At 38.1% G+C, this 21,534-nt stretch carries 24 protein-coding genes; 16 read left to right on the top strand and 8 right to left on the bottom strand.

Features of this window, described 5'->3' with window-relative positions:
- Positions 1 to 43: 43 nt before the first annotated feature.
- The gene (gene rtcR / locus ACS604_RS05150; protein ID WP_474770500.1) at positions 44 to 1,642 is read left to right on the top strand and encodes an RNA repair transcriptional activator RtcR; all 1,599 of its coding nucleotides are present in this window, start codon (positions 44 to 46) and stop codon (positions 1,640 to 1,642) included.
- Between the two features lie 59 nt (positions 1,643 to 1,701).
- Here the strand turns inward: rtcR and ACS604_RS05155 are convergent, their stop codons facing one another.
- Entirely contained in the window at positions 1,702 to 2,334 is a 633-nt protein-coding gene (locus tag ACS604_RS05155) for an alpha/beta hydrolase (RefSeq protein WP_474770501.1), read from the bottom strand.
- A 125-nt stretch (positions 2,335 to 2,459) separates the two neighbouring features.
- Here ACS604_RS05155 and yaaA point away from each other — a divergent pair, with 125 nt between their 5' ends.
- A complete protein-coding gene (yaaA, locus tag ACS604_RS05160) occupies positions 2,460 to 3,239 on the top strand; it encodes a peroxide stress protein YaaA (RefSeq protein ID WP_474770502.1) in 780 nt (259 codons plus the stop codon).
- 198 nt (positions 3,240 to 3,437) lie between these two features.
- On the opposite strand, the gene ACS604_RS05165 is transcribed toward yaaA, so the two are convergent.
- The 5 genes from ACS604_RS05165 to ACS604_RS05185 form a co-directional block, all read right to left on the bottom strand.
- A complete protein-coding gene (locus ACS604_RS05165) occupies positions 3,438 to 4,223 on the bottom strand; it encodes a thiazole synthase (protein ID WP_001154366.1) in 786 nt (261 codons plus the stop codon).
- A gap of 13 nt (positions 4,224 to 4,236) precedes the next feature.
- Positions 4,237 to 4,434 (bottom strand): sulfur carrier protein ThiS, encoded by a 198-nt coding sequence (gene thiS, locus ACS604_RS05170; protein ID WP_004791249.1) that lies wholly within the window; start codon positions 4,432 to 4,434, stop codon positions 4,237 to 4,239.
- A gap of 13 nt (positions 4,435 to 4,447) precedes the next feature.
- Positions 4,448 to 4,813, bottom strand: coding sequence for a DUF423 domain-containing protein (locus ACS604_RS05175; RefSeq protein ID WP_004643452.1), 366 nt, complete (start codon positions 4,811 to 4,813; stop codon positions 4,448 to 4,450).
- A gap of 112 nt (positions 4,814 to 4,925) precedes the next feature.
- Entirely contained in the window at positions 4,926 to 5,792 is an 867-nt protein-coding gene (rpoH, locus tag ACS604_RS05180) for an RNA polymerase sigma factor RpoH (RefSeq protein ID WP_474770539.1), read from the bottom strand.
- 133 nt (positions 5,793 to 5,925) lie between these two features.
- A complete protein-coding gene (locus ACS604_RS05185) occupies positions 5,926 to 6,171 on the bottom strand; it encodes a sulfurtransferase TusA family protein (protein ID WP_004791256.1) in 246 nt (81 codons plus the stop codon).
- A 375-nt stretch (positions 6,172 to 6,546) separates the two neighbouring features.
- Here ACS604_RS05185 and ACS604_RS05190 point away from each other — a divergent pair, with 375 nt between their 5' ends.
- Both ACS604_RS05190 and rhlB read left to right on the top strand, forming a co-directional pair.
- Positions 6,547 to 6,759 carry a cold-shock protein gene (locus ACS604_RS05190; RefSeq protein WP_000126912.1) on the top strand — a complete coding sequence of 71 codons (213 nt, stop codon included), beginning with the start codon at positions 6,547 to 6,549 and terminating at the stop codon, positions 6,757 to 6,759.
- A gap of 103 nt (positions 6,760 to 6,862) precedes the next feature.
- On the top strand, positions 6,863 to 8,014 hold the full coding sequence (gene rhlB, locus ACS604_RS05195) for an ATP-dependent RNA helicase RhlB (RefSeq protein WP_004791258.1): 1,152 nt from the start codon (positions 6,863 to 6,865) through the stop codon (positions 8,012 to 8,014).
- 38 nt (positions 8,015 to 8,052) lie between these two features.
- Here rhlB and ACS604_RS05200 read toward each other — a convergent pair whose 3' ends face one another.
- The gene (locus tag ACS604_RS05200) at positions 8,053 to 8,433 is read right to left on the bottom strand and encodes a hypothetical protein (protein WP_003650739.1); all 381 of its coding nucleotides are present in this window, start codon (positions 8,431 to 8,433) and stop codon (positions 8,053 to 8,055) included.
- Between the two features lie 208 nt (positions 8,434 to 8,641).
- Between ACS604_RS05200 and ACS604_RS05205 the strand changes: the two genes are divergently transcribed.
- The 12 genes from ACS604_RS05205 to ACS604_RS05260 all read left to right on the top strand — a co-directional run bounded on the left by ACS604_RS05205 (position 8,642) and on the right by ACS604_RS05260 (position 20,997).
- Entirely contained in the window at positions 8,642 to 9,217 is a 576-nt protein-coding gene (locus tag ACS604_RS05205) for a nitroreductase family protein (RefSeq protein ID WP_474770552.1), read from the top strand.
- A gap of 34 nt (positions 9,218 to 9,251) precedes the next feature.
- The gene (locus tag ACS604_RS05210; protein WP_005306983.1) at positions 9,252 to 10,325 is read left to right on the top strand and encodes an NAD(P)H-dependent glycerol-3-phosphate dehydrogenase; all 1,074 of its coding nucleotides are present in this window, start codon (positions 9,252 to 9,254) and stop codon (positions 10,323 to 10,325) included.
- Positions 10,326 to 10,381: 56 nt separating this feature from the next.
- Positions 10,382 to 10,837, top strand: a complete 456-nt coding sequence (locus ACS604_RS05215; RefSeq protein ID WP_004791265.1) for a SixA phosphatase family protein — start codon at positions 10,382 to 10,384, stop codon at positions 10,835 to 10,837.
- A 23-nt stretch (positions 10,838 to 10,860) separates the two neighbouring features.
- On the top strand, positions 10,861 to 12,000 hold the full coding sequence (gene gspL / locus ACS604_RS05220) for a type II secretion system protein GspL (protein WP_474770555.1): 1,140 nt from the start codon (positions 10,861 to 10,863) through the stop codon (positions 11,998 to 12,000).
- On the top strand, positions 12,000 to 12,479 hold the full coding sequence (gene gspM / locus ACS604_RS05225) for a type II secretion system protein GspM (protein ID WP_474770557.1): 480 nt from the start codon (positions 12,000 to 12,002) through the stop codon (positions 12,477 to 12,479). The genes gspL and gspM overlap by 1 nt, the downstream gene beginning before the upstream one ends.
- An 89-nt stretch (positions 12,480 to 12,568) precedes the next feature.
- Positions 12,569 to 13,573, top strand: a complete 1,005-nt coding sequence (locus tag ACS604_RS05230) for a quinone-dependent dihydroorotate dehydrogenase (RefSeq protein ID WP_474770558.1) — start codon at positions 12,569 to 12,571, stop codon at positions 13,571 to 13,573.
- A gap of 6 nt (positions 13,574 to 13,579) precedes the next feature.
- Complete coding sequence (locus tag ACS604_RS05235; protein WP_107882606.1) at positions 13,580 to 14,167, top strand: CvpA family protein; 588 nt, start codon at positions 13,580 to 13,582, stop codon at positions 14,165 to 14,167.
- A gap of 25 nt (positions 14,168 to 14,192) precedes the next feature.
- Entirely contained in the window at positions 14,193 to 15,734 is a 1,542-nt protein-coding gene (gene purF, locus ACS604_RS05240; RefSeq protein ID WP_005306965.1) for an amidophosphoribosyltransferase, read from the top strand.
- A gap of 78 nt (positions 15,735 to 15,812) precedes the next feature.
- Entirely contained in the window at positions 15,813 to 17,702 is a 1,890-nt protein-coding gene (locus ACS604_RS05245; protein ID WP_005306963.1) for a M48 family metalloprotease, read from the top strand.
- A 100-nt stretch (positions 17,703 to 17,802) separates the two neighbouring features.
- Positions 17,803 to 18,450, top strand: a complete 648-nt coding sequence (locus ACS604_RS05250) for a hypothetical protein (protein WP_474770559.1) — start codon at positions 17,803 to 17,805, stop codon at positions 18,448 to 18,450.
- A gap of 11 nt (positions 18,451 to 18,461) precedes the next feature.
- Positions 18,462 to 19,427 (top strand): 2-hydroxyacid dehydrogenase, encoded by a 966-nt coding sequence (locus ACS604_RS05255; protein WP_474770560.1) that lies wholly within the window; start codon positions 18,462 to 18,464, stop codon positions 19,425 to 19,427.
- A gap of 142 nt (positions 19,428 to 19,569) precedes the next feature.
- Positions 19,570 to 20,997: a M48 family metalloprotease gene (locus ACS604_RS05260; protein WP_474770562.1), complete on the top strand. Its 1,428-nt coding sequence runs from the start codon at positions 19,570 to 19,572 to the stop codon at positions 20,995 to 20,997.
- Positions 20,998 to 21,087: 90 nt separating this feature from the next.
- Here the strand turns inward: ACS604_RS05260 and ACS604_RS05265 are convergent, their stop codons facing one another.
- Complete coding sequence (locus ACS604_RS05265; protein WP_003650763.1) at positions 21,088 to 21,534, bottom strand: GatB/YqeY domain-containing protein; 447 nt, start codon at positions 21,532 to 21,534, stop codon at positions 21,088 to 21,090.

The raw sequence follows: 21,534 nt of genomic DNA on the forward strand, positions 1-21,534 counted from the left end.
GCGTATTGTATATTATAGACACTTATAAAATTTTATAGAAATTATGGCGGATGCAAAGAAAACAGTCGTTATTGGCTTTGTGGGTTCTACACTTGATCAGGGGAGAAAGCCAGATCGATGGCAACGTTGGCGTCCTACGATTAGCTTGTTAATGCATGAAGATTTGCTTGTAGATGAATTGGTGCTTTTACATGATCGACAACATCATAATTTAGTTAAATCTATAGCAGCAGACGCAAAAGAAATTTCTCCACAAACTCAGGTTTCTGGACATAAGGTGAGTATTAGAGACCCTTGGGATTTTGCGGAAGTTTATGGTGCACTCTATGACTTTGTAAAAACCTATCCGTTTGATGTCGAAAAAAATAACTATTTATTGCATATCACAACCGGAACGCATGTTGCTCAAATTTGTTGGTATTTATTGGTAGATGCACATTATTTACCAGCCCAACTCATTCAAAGTTCACCTAATCAACAAAAGACATCAGAAGGTGAATATAGAATTATTGATCTGGACTTATCTCGATACGATGTTTTAAAACAGCGCTTCGATGATGAACAAAAGCAAAATTGGCAACAACTTAAAGAAAATATTTCTACTCATAATAAAGCGTTTAATCAGCTTATTGAGGAGGTTGAGTTAGTTGCAACTCGCTCTAGTGCGCCTATTTTAATTATGGGGGCAACAGGTGTTGGTAAGTCTCATTTGGCAAAACAGATTTTTCAATTAAAGAAAGATAAATTTCAATTAAGTGGCCGTTTTATTGATGTTAACTGTGCAACCTTGCGTGGTGATAGTGCCATGTCAACTTTATTTGGTCATATAAAAGGTGCATTTACAGGAGCAGCTGCATCTCGTGCTGGTTTATTAAAAAGTGCTGACCAAGGCATTTTATTTTTAGATGAAATTGGTGAATTGGGACTTGATGAACAAGCTATGCTGCTAAAAGCGCTAGAAGACAAAAGCTTTTTTCCTGTTGGAAGTGATAAGGAAATTCAGGCCGATTTTCAACTAATCGCAGGTACTAACCGTGATTTGCGTAATGAGGTTCAAGCTGGCCGTTTTCGTGAAGATTTATGGGCTCGTTTGAATACGTGGACGTTCTTTTTACCCAATTTAAAAGACCGTGTAGAAGATATTGCACCCAATATTGATTTTGAGCTACAGCGTTTTGCTGCAATTCATCAAAGACAATTACGTTTTCAACGTGATGCTTTAGAAACATATTTAAAGTTTGCTAAATCAGTAGATGCATCATGGCAAGGAAATTTTAGAGATTTAGCAGCGAGCGTAACTCGTTTGGCAACTTTATCTCATGGTGAGTTAATTCGTCGTGAAGCTGTAGAAAAAGAAATTCAACGCCTAAAGCAACTTTGGCTTACTCAGGATGAATCTTACAATGATAAAAATACAGATATTTTGTTGAACTATTTGAGTCCTGAGCAGCTAGAACAAATAGATGAATTTGATCAGATTCAATTACGAGGTGTGCTCAAAGTCTGTGAAAATTCAAAATCAATGGCAGAGGCGGGAAGACAACTCTTTTCAGTATCTCGTCGACAACGTAATACAACGAACGATAGCGACCGAGTGAAAAAATATTTGGCCCGTTTTGGATTAAGTTGGAATAATTTTTAGCAGTTACAGTGCTTATGAAATGATGGACATAGACTCGATCTATGTCCATCAAATACACTTTATTTCATAATAATAAAGCGTGTGATGATTTGACGAAGCTGTTTTAAATAGCCTGTAAAGAAGTGATTAGCGCCCGGTAAAATCGTAATTGGGTGCTTCTGCGGTTTTGCCCATGCAATTGCATCTGAAAGTAAGGTAATGTCATCTTGCTCACCATGGATGAGTAGAATGTCACCTTGAATTTCAGGAGTTTTATAGTGGCGTAAACCTACTACTGTAGCCGTCGGTAAACCGCATAATATTAACTGTATAGGTCGTAATTCAGCATTAAGCTGTGCAAAGCATTTTGCTAAAACATGTGAGCCGAAGCTAAAACCGCCTGCATAAAATGGTAGGCCTTCATGAAGCTTACGAACATGTTCAATGACAGCTAAGATATCTTCAGTTTCACCATGGCCTTCATCATGAACACCTTCACTACCGCCTAAACCACGAAAGCTCGGGCGGTAAACAATGCAACCATATTCATTAAAGATTTGGGTTAAAAGGGCAGGGACTTTATGTTGAGGGGTTCCACCTTGCAATGGGTGCGGATGACAAACAACCGCAAAGCCTTTGATTTCACCTTCAGGGCGGTCAACGAAAAGTTCAATTTTACCTACTGGACCCTGGATGAAAGTTTGCTCAGACATATAAGAACCGCTAAATAACAATACGTGATGCTATTTTACCGATAGTCGTCATTGAAAACACGAGTTAGCATTAAAAAATATCTACTGTTATAGTTGGTATTAAGAATAATTTTTTCAGGTTATGTATGCTTGCTTTAATTTCTCCTGCAAAAACTTTGGATTATGAAACAGCGTTACCTACAGATGAGTTTACTCAGCCTCGCTTGTTAGAACATTCAGAACAATTAATTGATGTTAGCCGTAAACTTTCTGCTTCGGAAATTGCGAGTTTAATGAGTGTTAGTGAAAAAATTGCCACATTGAATGCAGACCGATTTAGAGATTGGAAGCCCGAATTTGATTTTTCAAACGCTCGTCAGGCAATTTATGCATTTAAAGGCGATGTCTATACGGGTTTAGATGCGTACCATTTAAAAGACAAAGATATTGATTTTGCACAGCTGCATTTGCGTATGCTCTCTGGTCTATATGGTTTATTACGTCCTTTAGATTTAATGATGCCTTATCGTCTTGAAATGGGCACTAAATTAAAAAATACGCGTGGTCATAATTTGTATGAGTTCTGGGGTGAAATTATCACCAATCAAATTAATGAAGATTTGGCTGCAATTAAATCTGAATTGTTGGTAAATCTAGCTTCAGATGAGTATTACAAATCGGTCAATGAGAAAAAAATTAAGGCTGAAATTATTAAGCCTGTTTTCCTAGATCAGAAAAATGGCAAATATAAAGTCATTAGTTTCTATGCGAAAAAAGCACGCGGCTTAATGGCTCGTTTTATGATTGAAAACCAATTAGATAAAGCTGAGGATATTAAAGCGTTCAATACCGATGGATACTACTTTGATGTTGAGAATTCATCAGCAAAAGAGTTGGTATTTAAGCGCGATGAGCAAGTGGCTTAGCCTTACTCAAGTTAAACTCTTGTAAGCGGTAACTATCGTGAAGTGGCATGGATGCCACCGTTTCGCTGTATTACATGGATGTAATATCAGCGAAACAAAAGATTTTTGTTACTTTTCATCTTTGAAAAGTAAAATGCCTATACAAGTTGCACTAAAATTACAACGGCAATTAAAGGCTGTGTTCTTGCAAGAAATAAATTATTTAAAGAAATAACCTGTTTCTGGTGAGCTTGCATTTGCCATACGCTTACGTGGCATGCGACCAGCTAAAAATGCTTCACGTCCAGCTTCAACAGCTTTTTTCATTGCAGAAGCCATCAAAATAGGATTTTGAGCAGCTGCAATTGCTGTATTCATCAGTACGCCGTCACAACCAAGCTCCATAGCAATAGCTGCATCACTCGCTGTACCAACGCCTGCATCTACCAAAACTGGTACTTTTGCATTTTCTTTAATAATTGAAATGGTGTGAGGGTTTAAAATACCTAAACCTGAACCAATTAGACTACCTAAAGGCATGATCGCAACACAGCCCATACTTTCAAGTTCTTGCGCAATGATCGGGTCATCAGAGGTATAGACCATAATCTCAAAACCATCATCAATCAAAGTTCGAGCTGCTTTTAAAGTTTCGGTTACATTTGGATATAAGGTCTTTTCATCGCCTAGAACTTCAAGTTTTACTAGGTTATGACCATCGAGTAGCTCACGCGCTAGCATACAAGTACGAACTGCGCTATCAGCATCAAAACAACCTGCAGTATTTGGCAAAATTGTATATTTTTCTGGTGGAATGACAGACAGTAAATTCGGTTGATCTGGATTTTGTCCAATATTCACACGGCGGATTGCGACAGTTACGATTTCTGCACCACTGGCTTGAATAGCTAAATCCGTTTCATTTAAGTCTTTATATTTGCCAGTTCCTACCAATAAACGAGATTGAAAAGAACGTGAACCAATAATGAGAGGGGTGTCTTGCATGGATAACTCCGACTTAGCCGCCGCCAACAGCGTGAATAATTTCGATACGGTCATGTTGAGCAATAGTGATTTGCTCTAATTTGCTTTTAGAAACGATTTGCTGATTGTGTTCGACAGCAAAGCGTTTTCCTTCAAGTGCCATTTCCTGAATGAGTTGCAACAGGTTTTGACAAGGCGTGTCCGTTAATTCGCCATTTAAATAAATTTGCATGATCACATTCCAATTATTTTGCGTATTTGAGGGCATTCCAAGCCAAAACGAGCCATCCAGCTATCATAAATGCTCCGCCAATTGGTGTAATTGCCCCTAAAATTCTCGGTAATCCAAGTGCCATGATATAGAGTGAACCACAGAAAAATAAAATACCGATCTGAATCAATATGAATGGTAATTTAATGGGGAACGTCAGGATAACTTTGCTTAAAATACCAAGTGCTAATAAGCCTAAAGCATGGTAGAAAAAGTAGTCAGTTGCAGTATGCCACCAAACAAGTTGCTCGGGACTCGCGTGAGCTTTAAGACCATGTGCTCCAAAAGCACCCAACATGACTGCAAAGGCAAGATTAAGGGCTGAAATGGCAATCCACATAACAAAAAACGCAAATGAATAATGAAAGGCAACGTTATCATAGATTGGGTTGGCTAAACATAGCCAGATAAAACAAAAGGGCTAAACGCCCTTTTATTTTTAAACTTATTTTTTAGCTTGCAGACATAGCAATTTTAATTTTTTCCATTGCATTCTTTTCAAGCTGACGAATACGCTCTGCTGATACATTATATTCGGCTGCTAACTCGTGGAGAGTAGATTTATCATCATCTAACCAACGACGTTGTAGAATATTACGCGAACGATCATCTAACTGATTCATTGCATCATGTAAAGCAGATGTACTTTGCTCTTCCCAGTCTTCATTTTCAACTAAACGAGCTGGATCGTAGCGATTATCTTCAAGATACAATGCAGGTGCAGTATGCGGAGTGTCATCGTCGTCGTCGCCTTGAGCTTCGAAAGCAGCATCATAAGCGGTTAAACGACCTTCCATCTCCAGAACTTGTTCTGCAGTAACATTTAAGTCATTCGCAATCGATTGAGCTTCTTCGAGCGTTAATTTTTTACTCGATTTTTTTAAACTACGTAAATTGAAAAATAATTTACGTTGTGCTTTGGTCGTTGCAATTTTGACAATACGCCAGTTACGAATAACGTATTCGTGAATTTCTGCTTTAATCCAGTGGACGGCAAAAGATACAAGACGCACGCCCATATTTGGGTCGAAACGCTTCACGGCTTTCATTAAGCCTAAATTACCTTCTTGAATAAGGTCGCCTTGTGGTAGGCCATAACCTGCATAGCTGCGCGCAATGTGAACGACGAAACGTAAATGCGACATTACCAGCATTTTTGCGGCATCAAGATCTTGGTCATAATAATAACGTTCAGCAAGTTCTTTTTCTTGCTCGGCCGTTAAAATAGGAATCTGATTGACAGTACTGATATATGCACCAAGGTTTACACCGGGCGCAGACAATGACAGGGGCATCAATTGATTGCTGCTGTCACTCATGATTTCTCCTTGTAGGATCGGATGGGATAACCAATAAATTCATCTTAATTTGAATCAGCTTCATAATTAAGGAAAATTGGGTAGAGAAATGTAAAATTTTATGCAATTTCTAATCTTTTAGTTTATCAAAGAATCATTGAGTTTCAATTAAATAGTGAAATTCTCTTTCGGATATATGTGTTGTCTGACACATAAAATGATGTAAACCACAGTAACGAGTTACATCTATTTCACTGTGTGGGTCAGAAGATTTTAATAAGAATAGCTGTTTACCCGATACTTTTTTGAGTTCGCGTTTTAGCATTAATAAAGGCATCGGACAGGGTTGGCCTAAAGCATTAATTTCAATGGGCGCTGTAGTAGAAGAAGTGTTGGTCATTCATCATCAAAACAACTAAAAAAATTATTCTAACAAATTTTTTTATAAATGCTGCACATTTTATAAAAGAAGAAACAAGCAATTACCTATAAAAAATATTGTAATAAGCTGTTTAAAAAAACGACTAAAAATACGGGGAATAATTGAAAAAAATTCTATTAATTGTCATAAACCCGTGGTAAGCTCGAACCGTTTTAAGATTTACCACACACTTAAATTGGTTTAAAAATCTTATAACAAATGGATGTAACCGGAAATTGTTGATAGTTTTACAGAATGATTACAAGCTTTAAGATTATAAATATTTTAAACACTTGTTTGCTCTGCTGTTTGCAACACCGGAAGGTCCTTTTTTCAACATCTGAGGATTGACTTATGACAGCTCGCGAACAAGGCGTAGTAAAGTGGTTTAACGACACTAAAGGTTTTGGCTTTATTCAACGTAACGGTGGTGATGACGTATTTGTTCATTTCCGCGCAATCGTTGGTGACGGTCACCGTTCTTTACGTGACGGCCAACGCGTAGAATTTAGTGTAGTACAAGGTCAAAAAGGTTTTCAAGCTGAAAACGTTCAGCCTTTAGACTAATTCATCTTTTTGATGAATCATGGACGCTCCAATTTTTGAATTGGGGCGTTTTTGTTTATAATGATCTTCTCATTAGAGAGATTGTTTGTTAGAGCACGTATTTATGACATCTGGTTTTGAAACCTTGAATTTACATCCGCAACTTAAAAAGGCGATTGATGCTTTAGGGTTTAAGCAAATGACCCCGATTCAGCAAAAGGTTTTAAAATATACGTTGGGCGGGCATGATGCGATTGGTAGAGCGCAAACAGGAACAGGTAAAACTGCTGCTTTCCTTATTAGTGTAATTAATGACTTGTTACATAACCCAATTCAAGAGCAGCGTTTTCGTGGTGAGCCACGTGCCTTGATTTTGGCGCCTACGCGTGAATTGGCATTGCAAATCGAAAGCGATGCAAAGTTACTCACAAAATTTTCAGATTTACACATCGTGACACTGTTGGGTGGCGTAGATTTCGATAAGCAAAAGAAACAGTTGGATGCTAATTTTGTCGACATCATCGTTGCCACTCCTGGGCGTCTAATTGATTTTGTAGAACAAAAAGAAGTTTGGCTCGATCAAATTGAATTTTTAGTCATCGATGAAGCTGACCGCTTATTGGACATGGGTTTTATTCCTTCTGTAAAACGTATTGTGCGTTATTCCCCACGTAAGGAACAACGTCAAACGCTCATGTTCTCGGCTACTTTTAGTTATGATGTGCTTAATTTGGCAAGACAATGGTTGTTTGAACCAATCACTGTTGAGATTGAGCCTGAGCAAAAAACTAACAATGATGTTGAGCAGCGCGTTTATGTCGTCGCTAAACAAGATAAATATCGTTTGCTACAAGATATTTTGCGTGAAGAGCCTATCGATAAAGTTATGATTTTTGCGAATCGACGTGATCAAGTACGCCGTCTTTATGATCATTTAAAGAGAGATGGATATCGGGTCGGTATGCTTTCAGGTGAAATTGCTCAAGATAAACGTTTAAAAATGTTAGAGCAGTTTAAGCAGGGTAAAAATAACGTCATGATCGCAACGGATGTTGCAGGTCGTGGTATTCATGTGGATGGCGTATCTCATGTGATCAACTATACTTTACCTGAGCAATCAGATGATTATGTGCACCGCATTGGACGTACAGGTCGTGCTGGGTCACAAGGTGTAAGTATAAGTTTCTTATCTGAAGATGATGCTTTTTACTTGCCGGAAATTGAAAAAGCAATTGGTAAGAAATTACCATTAACCCGTCTAGATGGTTATTGCTAATAAAACAATCCCAATCAGTTGATTGGGATTTTTTTTGATTAATTAATTTTACAATAGAAGGTAAGGGTTGTTTGATAATCATCATCTTTTGCAAGTGATGCATTTTTGCCAGTTAAGGTGCCAATGACACCAGCCGCTGCTTCAACCATTTGGCCAGTTTTTTCGCTTACAACATCTTTTAATACACCGTTGTATGTTGTTTTTTCATCTACTACAACAGGACTGGTACTTTTTGAACAAGTTTTTTGAGCAGCAGTAATCGCATTATTTTTTGCAATTAGATTCGTTTTACCAATACCTGTGACTTCAAATTGATTATTTTCTTTTTGAACTGCCAAAGTGTTCTTAGGGGTAGTGGCACAAGCACCTAGTAATAAAACAACACTACTCAACGCACTCGCTAAAATTATTTTTTTCATGTTTCACCTAATATCGCTAATTGCCAAAATAATTATATATTTGAACACAGCTTTTCTAATTGTTTTTGAAGACGTTGTATGAGTTTTGATGTTTTGTATTAAAAAATGTCAAAGCATGACCTGATTGTTTTTATGTTTTAGATACGATGGTGGATTATCTGTAGATTATGCTAATCTATTTTGAATTTTTTGAGTTAGATCAATATTAATGACGGATTCAGCAATACAGATAATTCATCAGAATATTCACCAACGTCAATCTATTGGTCAATTGATTGAGCCTGCGCCAAATGCAGATCAATTAGAATTGGCTTTTCAAGCTGCGTTAACTGCTCCTGACCACCATAGACTTAAACCAACACGTTTTGTCGTTATTGAGTCTGATCAACGTGGTGCTTTTGGTGAGGTTTTAGCAAAAGCTTTGGCTGATTTAGGTGAAACCGACTCAGCACAACTTGAGCGGGTTAAGCAACATCCTTTCCGCGCGCCTTTACTCATTTTAGCGCTTACGCAATTGCAAGACCATCCAAAGGTTCCACATTTTGAACAGATTTTAAGTACGGGGGCTGCTGTACAAAACCTTTTATTGTCTTTACAAGTTCAAGGTTTTTCTACCATGTGGCGTAGTGGTGCTGTTGTCGAATCAAACTGGTTAAAACAGCATTTAGGATTGCAACCGCACGATTTAATCTCAGGTATTATTTATGTGGGCACAGCAGCTAAAGCGATTGCACCGCGTGCAGATATTGAAAGTAAAGAATTCGTAAAAGTTTGGCAGGCATAAAAGTCTGTAGAAGTAAGAAATAGGATAATAAAGCATGACTGAATTTAAGTTTACAGATTTAGTGGAACCTGTTGCGGTCGATAAAAAAACAGCATTACGTATTACTGTTTTAGGTGGAGGCAGTTTTGGTACGGCTATGGCGAATTTAGCTGCACGTAATGGCTGCGACACCATGATCTGGATTCGTGATGCTGATACAGCAGAAGAAATCAATAAAACCCATATTAATAAACGTTATTTGCCAGACTTTGTTTTAGAGTCCTCATTACGTGCTGTGTCTGACCTTGAACAAGCAGTATGTGATCGAGATATTATTTTAGTGGCCATTCCTAGCCATTCATTTCGTGATGTCTTAAAACAAATTGCTCCTTTTATTACTGCACAAGCGATTGTCTCTCTAACCAAGGGTGTTGAGGCTAAAACTTTTAGTTTCATGAGCGATATTATTCGCGAAGAATTGCCAGAAGTGCCTTATGGGGTATTGTCTGGACCAAACCTCGCTAAAGAGATTATGGCAGGTATGCCATCTGGTACTGTTATTGCCAGTGATTCTGAACTCGTTCGTTATGCTGTACAGCATGCTCTCCATAGTGCGTTATTCCGAGTTTTTGGTAGTGATGATGTGCATGGTGTTGAACTGGGTGGAGCACTTAAAAATATTTATGCCGTTGCAATGGGAATTGGTGCAGCTTATAAAATTGGTGAAAACACCAAGAGTATGATTTTAACGCGTGCTTTGGCCGAGATGAGCCGTTTTGCAGTCAAACAAGGTGCAAACCCATTAACTTTCTTAGGTTTGTCTGGCGTTGGTGACTTATTTGCAACCTGTAATAGTCCATTAAGCCGTAATTATCAAATTGGTTATGCTTTGGGTTCAGGTAAAACACTTGACCAAGCGAGTAAAGAATTGGGGCAAACCGCTGAAGGAATTAATACGATTGTTCAGGTGCGCGGTAAAGCAGAAGAACTAGACGTATATATGCCAATTACCAACGCTTTATATGAGGTTATCTTTGAAGGGGCACCTCCTTTGAATATTGCATTATCTCTTATGAAGAATGGGCACCGTAGTGATGTTGAGTTTGTTTTACCTCATCATGAAGTCTGAAGAAGAAATGTCATAAATTACGGTTATAATGCAAGAATTATTAACAAGGAATATTTATGCAACTGACATTAGTTCGTCATGGGGAAGCTGCTCCTCCAGTAAATGGTAATGATACTAAACGTCCACTTACTGCTCGTGGGCATGCTCAAGCTGAACAGACAGCAACATTTTTAAAAGATATTGTTAAGCCTGATATTTTTGTAGTGAGTCCATTATTGCGTGCTCAAGAAACATTAGCGCATATTCAAACTTACTTTAAAGATGTTCCCGTGTTGTTATGCGATAAAATTAAACCAGACGATAATGCGAAAGAGGCGGTTGAGTGGTTGTCTCAGGTTCCGTATGAGTCAATTGTAGTCGTGTGTCATATGAATGTAGTAGGGCATATTGCTGAACTACTGACTCATGAAAACTTTAATCCATTTGCACTTGCCGAAGCTCGAATTTATGATCAGGCGGTGATTGCTACTGGTTTATCAACACAAAAAAATAGTTTTGTACCCACAATATAATTAAAAAGGTCATTTAGCCCATTATGCTGTATTTATGGATGCCTGAAACCAATGGAATATGGCATTGGTCTAACGGAGAAAACTGGTTGCAGGCAGCAAGTCTTGATCAATTAATACAAGATCTGCAACTACATCAAGGAAAAGAAGCTGTCATCTTTTTCCCTAGTCGCCATGCTCAGGTACTCCAGCAGCACATGGCAAAGTCTCATTACAAGCAACTCGGCGCAGATGGTGTTAAATATTTGCTTGAAGAATTTGTGACTTTGCCGATTGATCATATGAAAGTGGTTCATCATTTTCATGCTGATCAATTGACCGTATTGGGAGTGGCAAAAACAACAGTAGAAACATGGCAACATGCAATGGCTTTGCTGCCTATTAAACTCGTTGCTTTATTGCCAGACTTTTTAATTTTACCGGAACCTCAAGAGCAGCAAGTGGTCTTATGCAATATTGACCAGAAATTACTTGTGCGTGAAAGTAAATGGGTGGGTAATTCACTAGATGATCTAGGGTTGTTTTTAGAGTTCCAGCCAGTTGAAACTCATTATCAATATAGTGGTTTGACAACAGAGCAACTAGAAAGCTTGATGGCAGCATCAAGTGCTGAGCAGCGTTCAGAGTTTATTTATCAATTTCAGGCTTTAGATAAACCTAAACAGCATCCTTTTAATGTTCTACCTAAAGCTAAAGGGCAAGAGCAAACAGTTTCAGGTTATTGGAAAGCATGTGCTGCTGTTATTTTAGCAATTATAGTGGTTCAGTTTAGCTATGACTTATTGCGCTGGGTAAAGTTAAAAAGTGTGGCGAATCAAACCGCTGAACAGACGATTGAGCAATATAAATATTGGTTTGGTTCTTCTAGTCGTGTAAATGAGCAGAACATAAAAAGCCAATTTGAAAGTCATTTACGCATGAGTAAGCAAGGTGATACACAAGCACTTTCTTTATTGAGTCGTGTTGGACCTATTTTAATGCAAAGACAAATTTTAGCTCAGCAGTTAAATTATGATGCGTCAATATTAACAATGGCATTAAAAGCAAAGTCGGCAGATGATTTACAAGCTTTAACTCAGCAACTTAACCAGCAGGGATTTAAAGCAGAGCTCGGTAATGTCCAGGCCGACGGTGGTGGGGCAATTGGGGTGGTGAAAATACAATAATGAAAATGATAACTCAATTGCAAAACCGCTTTGATCAGTGGGTTGAACAGATCGTTCAATATTTGGATCGCTTAACTGTACGTGAACGTATTATGGTGGTCTTTACTACAATCTTTGTAGTTGTGGCTATTGTAGGAGCTTCACTTTGGAAAATGCATTCTTTGGCAGAACAACAACAACAACGCTTAAATGATTTAAAAGATTTGATGGTATGGATGCAGAGCAATGCAGTTACCATGAAACCCGCAAATGAACTTGAGTTGGGTCAATCGGAAAAAATACAACGTTTAGCTCAGCAACAAGGCTTAACCGTTACTTCTCAACAAAATGGTGAGCAGTTACAAATTATTGTTACTCATCAGAATTATGCAATTTTAGCGAACTTTTTAACCCAACTTGCACAAATGGGCTTAAGTATTCAAAAAATGGAAATGGTTTCAAGTGACGGACAGATTAAATTAACAGCGACGGTTCAATAACATATTAAAATATGCTGTTCTTAAGCATGGTGTTTTGTGCTGCCTGTGCCTATAATATGCCTACCTAAAATCAGTAGACTGTGATTGGTATGTTATATTCACTTGCTCGCCCGATGTTGTTTAGTTTAGCACCAGAGCGTGCCCATGAATTAACATTATCTATGCTTGATAAAGCACATAAGTTCGGCTTGCTACGCCAGAGCGTAGAATCAAAACCAACAACCTGTATGGGAATTGAATTTCCAAATCCGGTGGGTTTGGCGGCTGGACTTGATAAGAATGGTGCACATATTGATTCTTTAGCTGGACTGGGTTTCGGTTTTATTGAAATTGGAACAATTACACCGCGTCCTCAGTCGGGTAATCCAGAACCGCGATTGTTTCGTATTCCTGAAGCTAAAGCCATTATTAACCGCATGGGTTTTAATAATGATGGTGTTGATAAGCTTGTTGAGAATGTCAAAGCTTCAAAATTTAAAGGAATTCTAGGCATTAATATTGGTAAGAATGCAGATACGCCTGTAGAAAAGGCTGTAGATGATTACCTAGTTTGCCTTGAGAAAGTTTATAACTACGCCTCTTATATTACTGTTAATATTTCATCTCCAAATACTAAAAACTTAAGAAGTTTACAAAGTGGCGATGCATTAACTGAATTATTGCAAACATTAAAAGAAAGACAACTTGAGCTTGCCGAGCAATATAACCATTATGTTCCTTTGGTTTTAAAAGTTGCACCTGATTTAACAGCTGAAGATGTTGAGTTTATTGCAGCACAATTATTGCAATTTAAGATTGATGGTTTAATCGTTACCAATACGACTTTATCTAGAGACGGTGTGGAAAACCTTCCTAATGGTAACGAATCGGGCGGATTATCAGGTGCGCCTGTTTTTGAAAAAAGTACCGAATGCTTACGTTTATTTGCCCAAACGTTAAAAGGACAAATCCCGTTGATTGGCGTGGGTGGAATTTTGTCGGGTGAACAAGCAGCAGTCAAACAGCAAGCTGGAGCAACATTAGTACAAATCTATAGCGGATTGATTTACACCGGTCCTATATTAGTAAAACAATGTGTTGCAGCCATGACTTAAGTGAATATGAACACAATTGATATCATTATTCTGATACTTTTGCTCATTGGGGGGCTAAACGGTTTGCGACAAGGATTTATCAAAGCCTTTGCGAACTTGGTAGGATGGATCATTGCATTAATTATGGGTGCAAAATATGCTGTCCTTCTTGCGCCGTCCATGTCTGGTTTGAGTCATGATCCGGTTGTTCAAAAAATTGCAGCTTTCGCATTTATAGCACTGATGATCATTGTTTTAACATGGATCGTCACTGCATTTTTAAATGGCCTCTTGAAAAGTCTGAAATTGGGGCCATTAAATCGTTTAGCAGGTGGTGCTTTTGGTTCCTTAAAGGGCTTGTTGGTTGTGTTGATTACAATGCAAGGCGTTGGGCCTTGGGTTGAAAGTTCACCAAACTGGAAACAGTCCGTACTTATACAATTTTTACTGCCTTATGCACCTTTAGCGACCGAATTGTCTAAAGATGCTGCAAGTGAGGCATTTCATCAAATAACATCTGGAGGTAGTGCATCAAGCACCCCTTCAAAACCAATGGACGAATCGGAAGATTTAGAAAACCGATCCGACCATTCGACAAAGAATCCTTTTTATTAATTCCTAGCTTGTCTGCGAGGTTGCTATGTGTGGAGTTGTTGGTATAGCCGGTAAATCGCCAGTGAACCAAATGTTGTTTGATGCTTTAACGATGTTGCAACATCGTGGGCAAGATGCAGCTGGAATAGTAACCTGCCATGAAGGCCGTCTTTTCCTTCGTAAGGATAACGGTATGGTGCGTGATGTTTTTCATACTCGTCATATGAGAGCATTACTTGGTAATTATGGTATTGGCCATGTACGTTACCCAACTGCTGGTTCTGCTAGCAGTGCTGAAGCACAACCATTTTATGTGAACTCACCTTACGGTATTACGCTTGCACATAATGGTAACTTAACCAATGCCGAAGATATTCATGATGACCTGTTTAAAACAGATTTACGTCATATGAATACAGATTCTGACTCAGAAGTTCTTTTGAACGTATTCGCGCATGAGTTGCAAAAGAACGGTACTTTAAATCCTACACCAGATGATATCTTTCACACAGTTTCTCGTGTACACGAGCGCTGTCTAGGTGCATATGGCGTAGTGGCAATGATTACTGGTCATGGTTTGGTTGGTTTCCGCGATCCAAACGGTATTCGCCCACTGATTTATGGTTCACGTATGACTGAAAAAGGCGAGATGGAATACATCATCGCTTCTGAATCAGTTGCTATTACAGCACTTGGTTTCAAAATTGAGCGTGATATTGAGCCAGGTGAAGCAATTTTCATCAATTCAGATGGTGAATTGTTCTCAAGACAATGTGCAGCTAATCCAAAATACCGTCCATGTATTTTTGAATATGTTTATTTTGCACGTCCTGATGCGATTATTGACGGAATTTCAGTTTATAAAGCTCGTTTAAAAATGGGTGAAAAACTTGCCCATAAAATTTTACGTGACTGGGGTGAGGACCACGATATTGATGTGGTTATTCCAATTCCGGATACGAGCCGTACTTCAGCATTAGAACTTGCAAATATTCTAGGTGTGAAGTTCCGTGAAGGTTTTATGAAAAACCGTTATATCGGTCGTACCTTCATTATGCCAGGCCAGCAACAACGAAAAAAATCAGTACGCCAAAAATTAAACCCTGTAGAACTTGAGTTTAAAGGTAAGAATGTTTTACTGGTTGATGACTCAATTGTACGCGGTACAACCTGTAACGAAATTATCCAGATGGCGCGTGATTCTGGTGCAAAAAAAGTATACTTTGCGTCAGCAGCACCAAAAGTGATGTATCCAAACGTTTATGGTATTGATATGCCTGCTAAAGCTGAGCTTATTGCTTCAGAACGCAGTGTAGAAGAGATCCAGGAAATTATTGGTGCTGATCGTTTAGTTTTCCAAGAATTGGAAGACTTGAAAAATGCTGTACGTACTAGCAAGGTACCTGATCTAACTGAGTTTGATTGCTCTGTGTTTGATGGAGTTTATGTAACAGGCGATATTGATGGTGCTTATCTAAATAATTTGGAGCAGAAGCGTAATGATTCTGCTAAAAAGAAAAAAGATGGCTACATTGATGTGAATGTTGATGCTGCTTCTGTAGATTTAACAGGCATTAAAGAAGAATAGAAATAGCTGAAAAAAGCGGGTGTTTCCCGCTTTTTTCTTTTATGATGAAAACTAACAATGTAATTGGGAATATTTACATTGAAAGAAGTAAGCCACTATCTAATCGAAAATAAGAATATGGCATGGTCCATCACTATGTGTTTGGTTGCTGTGCTGCTTACTATTTTTATCTTAAATTTAATTTTAGGTTTACTTGTCCATTTTTTTGATTATAGTCAGCCCATTTGGTGGCATACCTTAAGTCCTTATTTCGTCGCGCTATTGCTTTTTATTATGGTTTGGTCGGTAGTTACTGAACTTTATATCTTGCGTAAAGGTGGACATTCTTTAGCAAAACAACTGAAAGCGCGTCGTTTAGTAAAAGAAGAAAGTACGCCAGAAGAGCTGGAAGCATTAAAAATTACTGAATATTTGGCGCAAAATTTTTCACTTAAAGTTCCAACCTTATATGTTTTACCTGATGAAGTAGGCGTAAATGCGCTTACCGCAGGTTTTCACCCTAAAGATATTGTGATCATTTTGACATGGGGGGCTTTGCAAAATCTGGATAAACTTGAATTATATGGTTTATTAGGTCATGAGTTTAATCAGATTTTATCAGGTGAAGCTGTTGAAAATACTAAATTAAAGATTTTATATAGTGGATTGACGACATTTAGTCAGTGGGGCAGTAAATTAGCAAAACAAGGTTTTAAACGCTACAGTCCAGGTTATAAACATAAATTTGAAACAGTCTTTGTTGCAGTGGGTGGTGTTATTTGGCTAGCTGGAAGCCTAGGCGTATTAATTACCCGATTTATTAAATATTTAACTTTGAGTGGACGCACATTTCGTAATGACCAAAAAACGGTACGATTATTAAAAAATAGTGCTAATACGCAGACTTTGTTGCGTATTTATGTTCACCATTCTGGCTCACAAATTCATAGTGCCTATTCTGAATCAATCGCGCATATGTGTTTTGCTAACTCACTGAGTCCGCAGAGTTGGATGAATATTCACCCAAGTATTCGTGAACGTATTTACGAGTTAAATCCGACTTTGCTACAAGATTTACAATTAGAAAATTTAAAAAAGCTTCGCAATCGTCCGTTATTTAGTTTATTTCATTTTTTAGAAGAATCTGAAAAAGAAATTTATGTTCCATGGTCATCTCCACAGCCTTTGCCTTTATTAAGATTGTCACCCATTAGTTTTGCATTAAATGATGCCATTAAGCCTCTTAGTAGTGATGTGCGTCGCAATAAAAAGCGTCCTGAGCTCATTCAGCGTGCCCTACAAACTGCTACGGGTTCACGTGAGGTAATGGTCGCTATTTTGATGATTCGCCAATATCGAGAATTTATCCCAAAAGATGCACCAGTTAGCCATGCCATTATTGATGCCTTATTAAATCTTGATGGGCGTATCCATATTCAGATATTTCATGATGCTTGTAAAAACATTGGGCATATGCCAGCAAGCATTGCGCGACAATTTCTAACAAAACTAGCGCTCATTATTCAAGAAGATGGCGAGATTGGTCTGTTAGATGCGCTTTTGCTGGAACGGGTTAAATATGAGTTGAATTTAATGCCGTTACATTTGCCAACAGCATTTGAAGAAGTAAAACCTCAAATTGTTCGTTTAATTGATGCCTTGCTTCATGTTCAGCAAATTAATAGTCCAAATCAGTTAGAAGTACGTGAACGTATTTTACGTTCGTTACTTAATCCAGATGAAATGTATGTCTATGATGAGATTTCAGACGAGCCTTTAGATTTGGCTGAAATTTTAAATGACATTGCAGGTTTATTATTGCGTGACCGTCTTAGTATTCTTGCGATTGCAGAAATGTGCTTGTGGAGTGATCGTATTATCACGCAAGACGAACTAGATGTACTTGAATTACTTTATTGGCGATTTGGCTTTGAAACAGAAGAAATTGTTGAGCAAATGCAAAAAAGAAATAGTGTGATGATTATTTAAAAGACATCTACGATTATAAAAACAGCTGAACGAAATAAAACACTGAAAAAAAAACTCAAGCCCGTTAGAATGTAGCTTAAGCAGAGGTATTGATTCAAACATGATTGGGCAGCAAAGAAATATATTGGCGACTTTAGGGATTGATGTATGGATTCCTAAGACACAGGTGTGCCAAAAAAATAATGCTCAAAGCCTTTGGCGAGATCATGTTGTAGAAGAACAAGAACCGATCATATTACCCTCTGTAGAACCCATAGTTCTTGAGCAGACTACAAAGCCACAAATTAACGATATTCCAAAAGTTGAACCTGAAATTGTGGCGCCAGTTTCAATGCCGGTTCAACCTATTATAGAACCTCGTAATGAAGTGCAAGCACCTGCCATCAAGATTGCATCATTTGAGTTGCAGGCTTTTTCTCTTGAAAAATGCGTTATTTTTTTAGATGTTACAAATTTATGTGAAGAAGAAAAACAGCTTTGGAATAACATACAAAAAGCGAAAATAGGGCAGTATGCTGAATTAAAATGGCCTTTTCCTTTAGTTGCCTATCAAGATCAGCGGGGAGTTGGTTCGTATATACAAGGCTTCTTGGATGCTGTTGCAGCAGATAAAAAGATCTTATGCCTTGGTGAGTGTTCTTATATTCAACATGCCAATATTATCCATTTGGCAAGTTTAAAGGAAATGCTGGAGAAACCACTCCTTAAAAAAAGGTTATGGAAATTAATGCAAGATAACAACGAGTAGTAGGGATTTACATGAAAAAAGTTGTAGTTTTTAGCCAAATTGATGAAGAAATTTTGTCTCGATTACAACAGGATTATCATGTTGTGGTTCTTAACCCAAAATTGGGTGATATTAATGAACAAATACGGCAACACGTTGTCGATGCTGATGGAATGATCGGCGCAGGACGGGTGCTGAATGAAAATAACCTTGCACCTGCCCAAAAACTAAAAATTATTTCATCTGTGACGGTAGGCTATGACAATTATGATGTGGCTTATTTAAACCAAAGAAAAATCTGGTTATCAAATACGCCCCATGTTTTAACAGAAACAACAGCTGATCTTGCTTTTACATTGTTACTAAGCGCTGCTAGAAAAGTTCCTTTTCTTGATCATTGGACTAAACAAGGCGAATGGAAAAGAACAGTAGGGCCTCAGCAGTTCGGTTTAGATGTTTTTGGAAAGACATTAGGTATTATTGGACTTGGTAATATTGGTGCTGCAATTGCACGTCGTGGTTTTTATGGATTTAACATGAATATTGTTTACCATAATCGTCGCGAAAAGCCTGAATTGGCTGAGCCATTAAATGCAGAATATCTTGGTTTGGATCAATTGCTACAGCAGTCCGATTTTGTAGTAACTGCAGTTGATTTAAATAATGAATCGAAAGCATTAATGGGCAAAGCTCAGTTTGAGCTTATGCAAAAGCACGCTATTTTTATTAATATTGCCCGTGGTTCAGTGGTTGATGAGCAAGCTTTAATTGAAGCTTTACAGCAAAATCAGATCTTTGCTGCTGGCTTAGATGTGTATGAAAAAGAACCTTTACAAGATTCGGGACTTTTTAAATTACCGAATGTAGTGACTTTGCCTCATGTGGGATCGGCGACTGCTGAAACCCGTAAAAAAATGGCAAATCTTGCCTATAGAAATTTGGTTGAAGCTTTAGAAGATAAAACACCTAGATATTTGGTAAACCAAAACTTTATATAAGTGATTAATAACACTTCATTGCAAAACTAGTCGATTTCGAGTGATATAGTAAAAGTCTATTGATTGAACATAATTTTTTATGGTTCATATCAGTAGGCTTTTTTTATGGTTTAATTTTAATAGAGAAAAACTTTTGAGATTTTTGCCAGTTATTTTAAGTGCGACTTTTATAGCAAATGCTGCGTATGCACAGTCTTTCGACCCTCAACCATCTGTGAATCAGGTGGAAATTCCAAATATTGGAAGTGGGATAGGCTTGCTTGATCAACAAAAAGAAAAATTTATTGGTGAAAAAGTTTTCCGTGAAGTTCATAAGCAAATGCCAGTTATTCAAGATATTTGGCTCGAAGACCAATTTTTCCAAGTATTTTCAAATATTTTAAGTGAGACACAACTCGGTCAGCCTATTGGTCTGGTTGTTATTAAAGATCCACAAATTAATGCTTTTGCGGTTCCAGGTGGCTTATTCGCGCTTAATACTGGGCTTATTGCCTCAGCTCGCAATATTGATGAAATTGCTGGGGTTATGGCACATGAGATTGCACACGTATCACAAAGACATTTTAGTCGTTCAGAGGAAGCCTTTAAGGGGCAAACCTTATTGAGTTTAGCTGGGCTTTTAGCGGGCGTGGCAATAGCTGCACAGGGCGGTGGAGATGCAGGGGCTGCGGTCATGTTGGGAACACAGGCTGCATTAATGGATAGCCAGTTAACATATAGTCGAAATCAGGAACGTGAAGCAGACCGTATTGGTATGCAATATATGTATGCAGCCGGTTATAACCCGCAAAGTATGGCAGACTATTTTGAAACAATGCATCGTGCGACTAGTCGGGTAAGTTTTTTACCAGATTTCTGGCTGACTCATCCATTGACGACCGAACGCATGAGTGAGGCCCGACTTCGTGCGAACCAGATGCCTAAAGTTAAAAATCGTATATATGATGTCGATTTTGAAATTTTAAAATGGTACACAATGGTAGTTTCAAATCAGGCTACCGAAAACCAACTACAGAGTTTAGCCTCACAAAAAAATATTGCGGGTCTTATTGCTTTGGCAGCTTTTTATGTAAAACAAGGTGATTATGCACAAGCGCAATCTACTTTAGATCAAGTTAAATCTAGTGGAAAACCTCTCGTTACACTCTTGCAGACAGATATTTATCTGGGGCAAAACAAGTTGGATCAAGCCTATACTTCAATTGCTTCTACACAAATGACTATGCCTGAAAATAGAGCTTTCAGTTATAAGTTGGCTGAAGTGTTGCTGCGCCAAGGAAAATTTTCACAGGTTCAAACTCTTGTTCAACGGTTTATCAATAAAAACCCAAGAGATATCCAAGGTTGGCAATTTTTGCAGCAGGCTGCTAATTTGGACAAGACAGGACCGCTGAGAGCAGTCAATGTTTTACGCTATCGAGCAGAAGCTGAATATTGGTCGGGGAGTGAAGAGAATGCGATTAAATCGATATTGCATGCTCAGCGATTAGCAAAAGATAATCAAGCAATGTCGGCTAGAATAGACAGTAGATTAAAGCAAATGCAAGATGAGCGAAGAATGAAAATTTGAAGATAGATCTTTCAAAATTTTCAGATATGCAAATATTCGCAAACTAAAAGGAATTTTGGTTTGAAGGAATATAAGATTTAAGAGAAGAAATTAAGCTAATTTAGCTTTAATTTTTGCTGAAACTATAGAAGGATCGGCACGCCCGGCTATGATCGGACGTAGAGAATTCATCACCTTACCCATATCTTTCATGCTAGTTGCTTCTTGAGCAGAAATCGTTTGCTCAATGAGAGAATCAAGCTCTTCCTCAGTCATAGCTTCTGGTAGAAACTGAGATAAAATCTCAGCTTCGGCTTGTTCTTTACTAGCTAAATCATCACGACCAGCACCTTCAAAGGCTTTGATCGATTCTTTACGTTGTTTAATTTGCTTTTCAATGACCGCAAGAACCTGAGCGTCGCCAAGCTCTATGCGCTCATCGACTTCGATTTGCTTAATTGCTGCTTGTAGACTACGCAAAACCGTCACTGTTGCCATATCTTTGGCACGCATAGAAGTTTTTAATGCATCAGTAATTTGGTTTTTTAAAGTAGTCAT

The sequence above is a fragment of the Acinetobacter sp. Li1LvA2 genome, assembly GCF_056156705.1.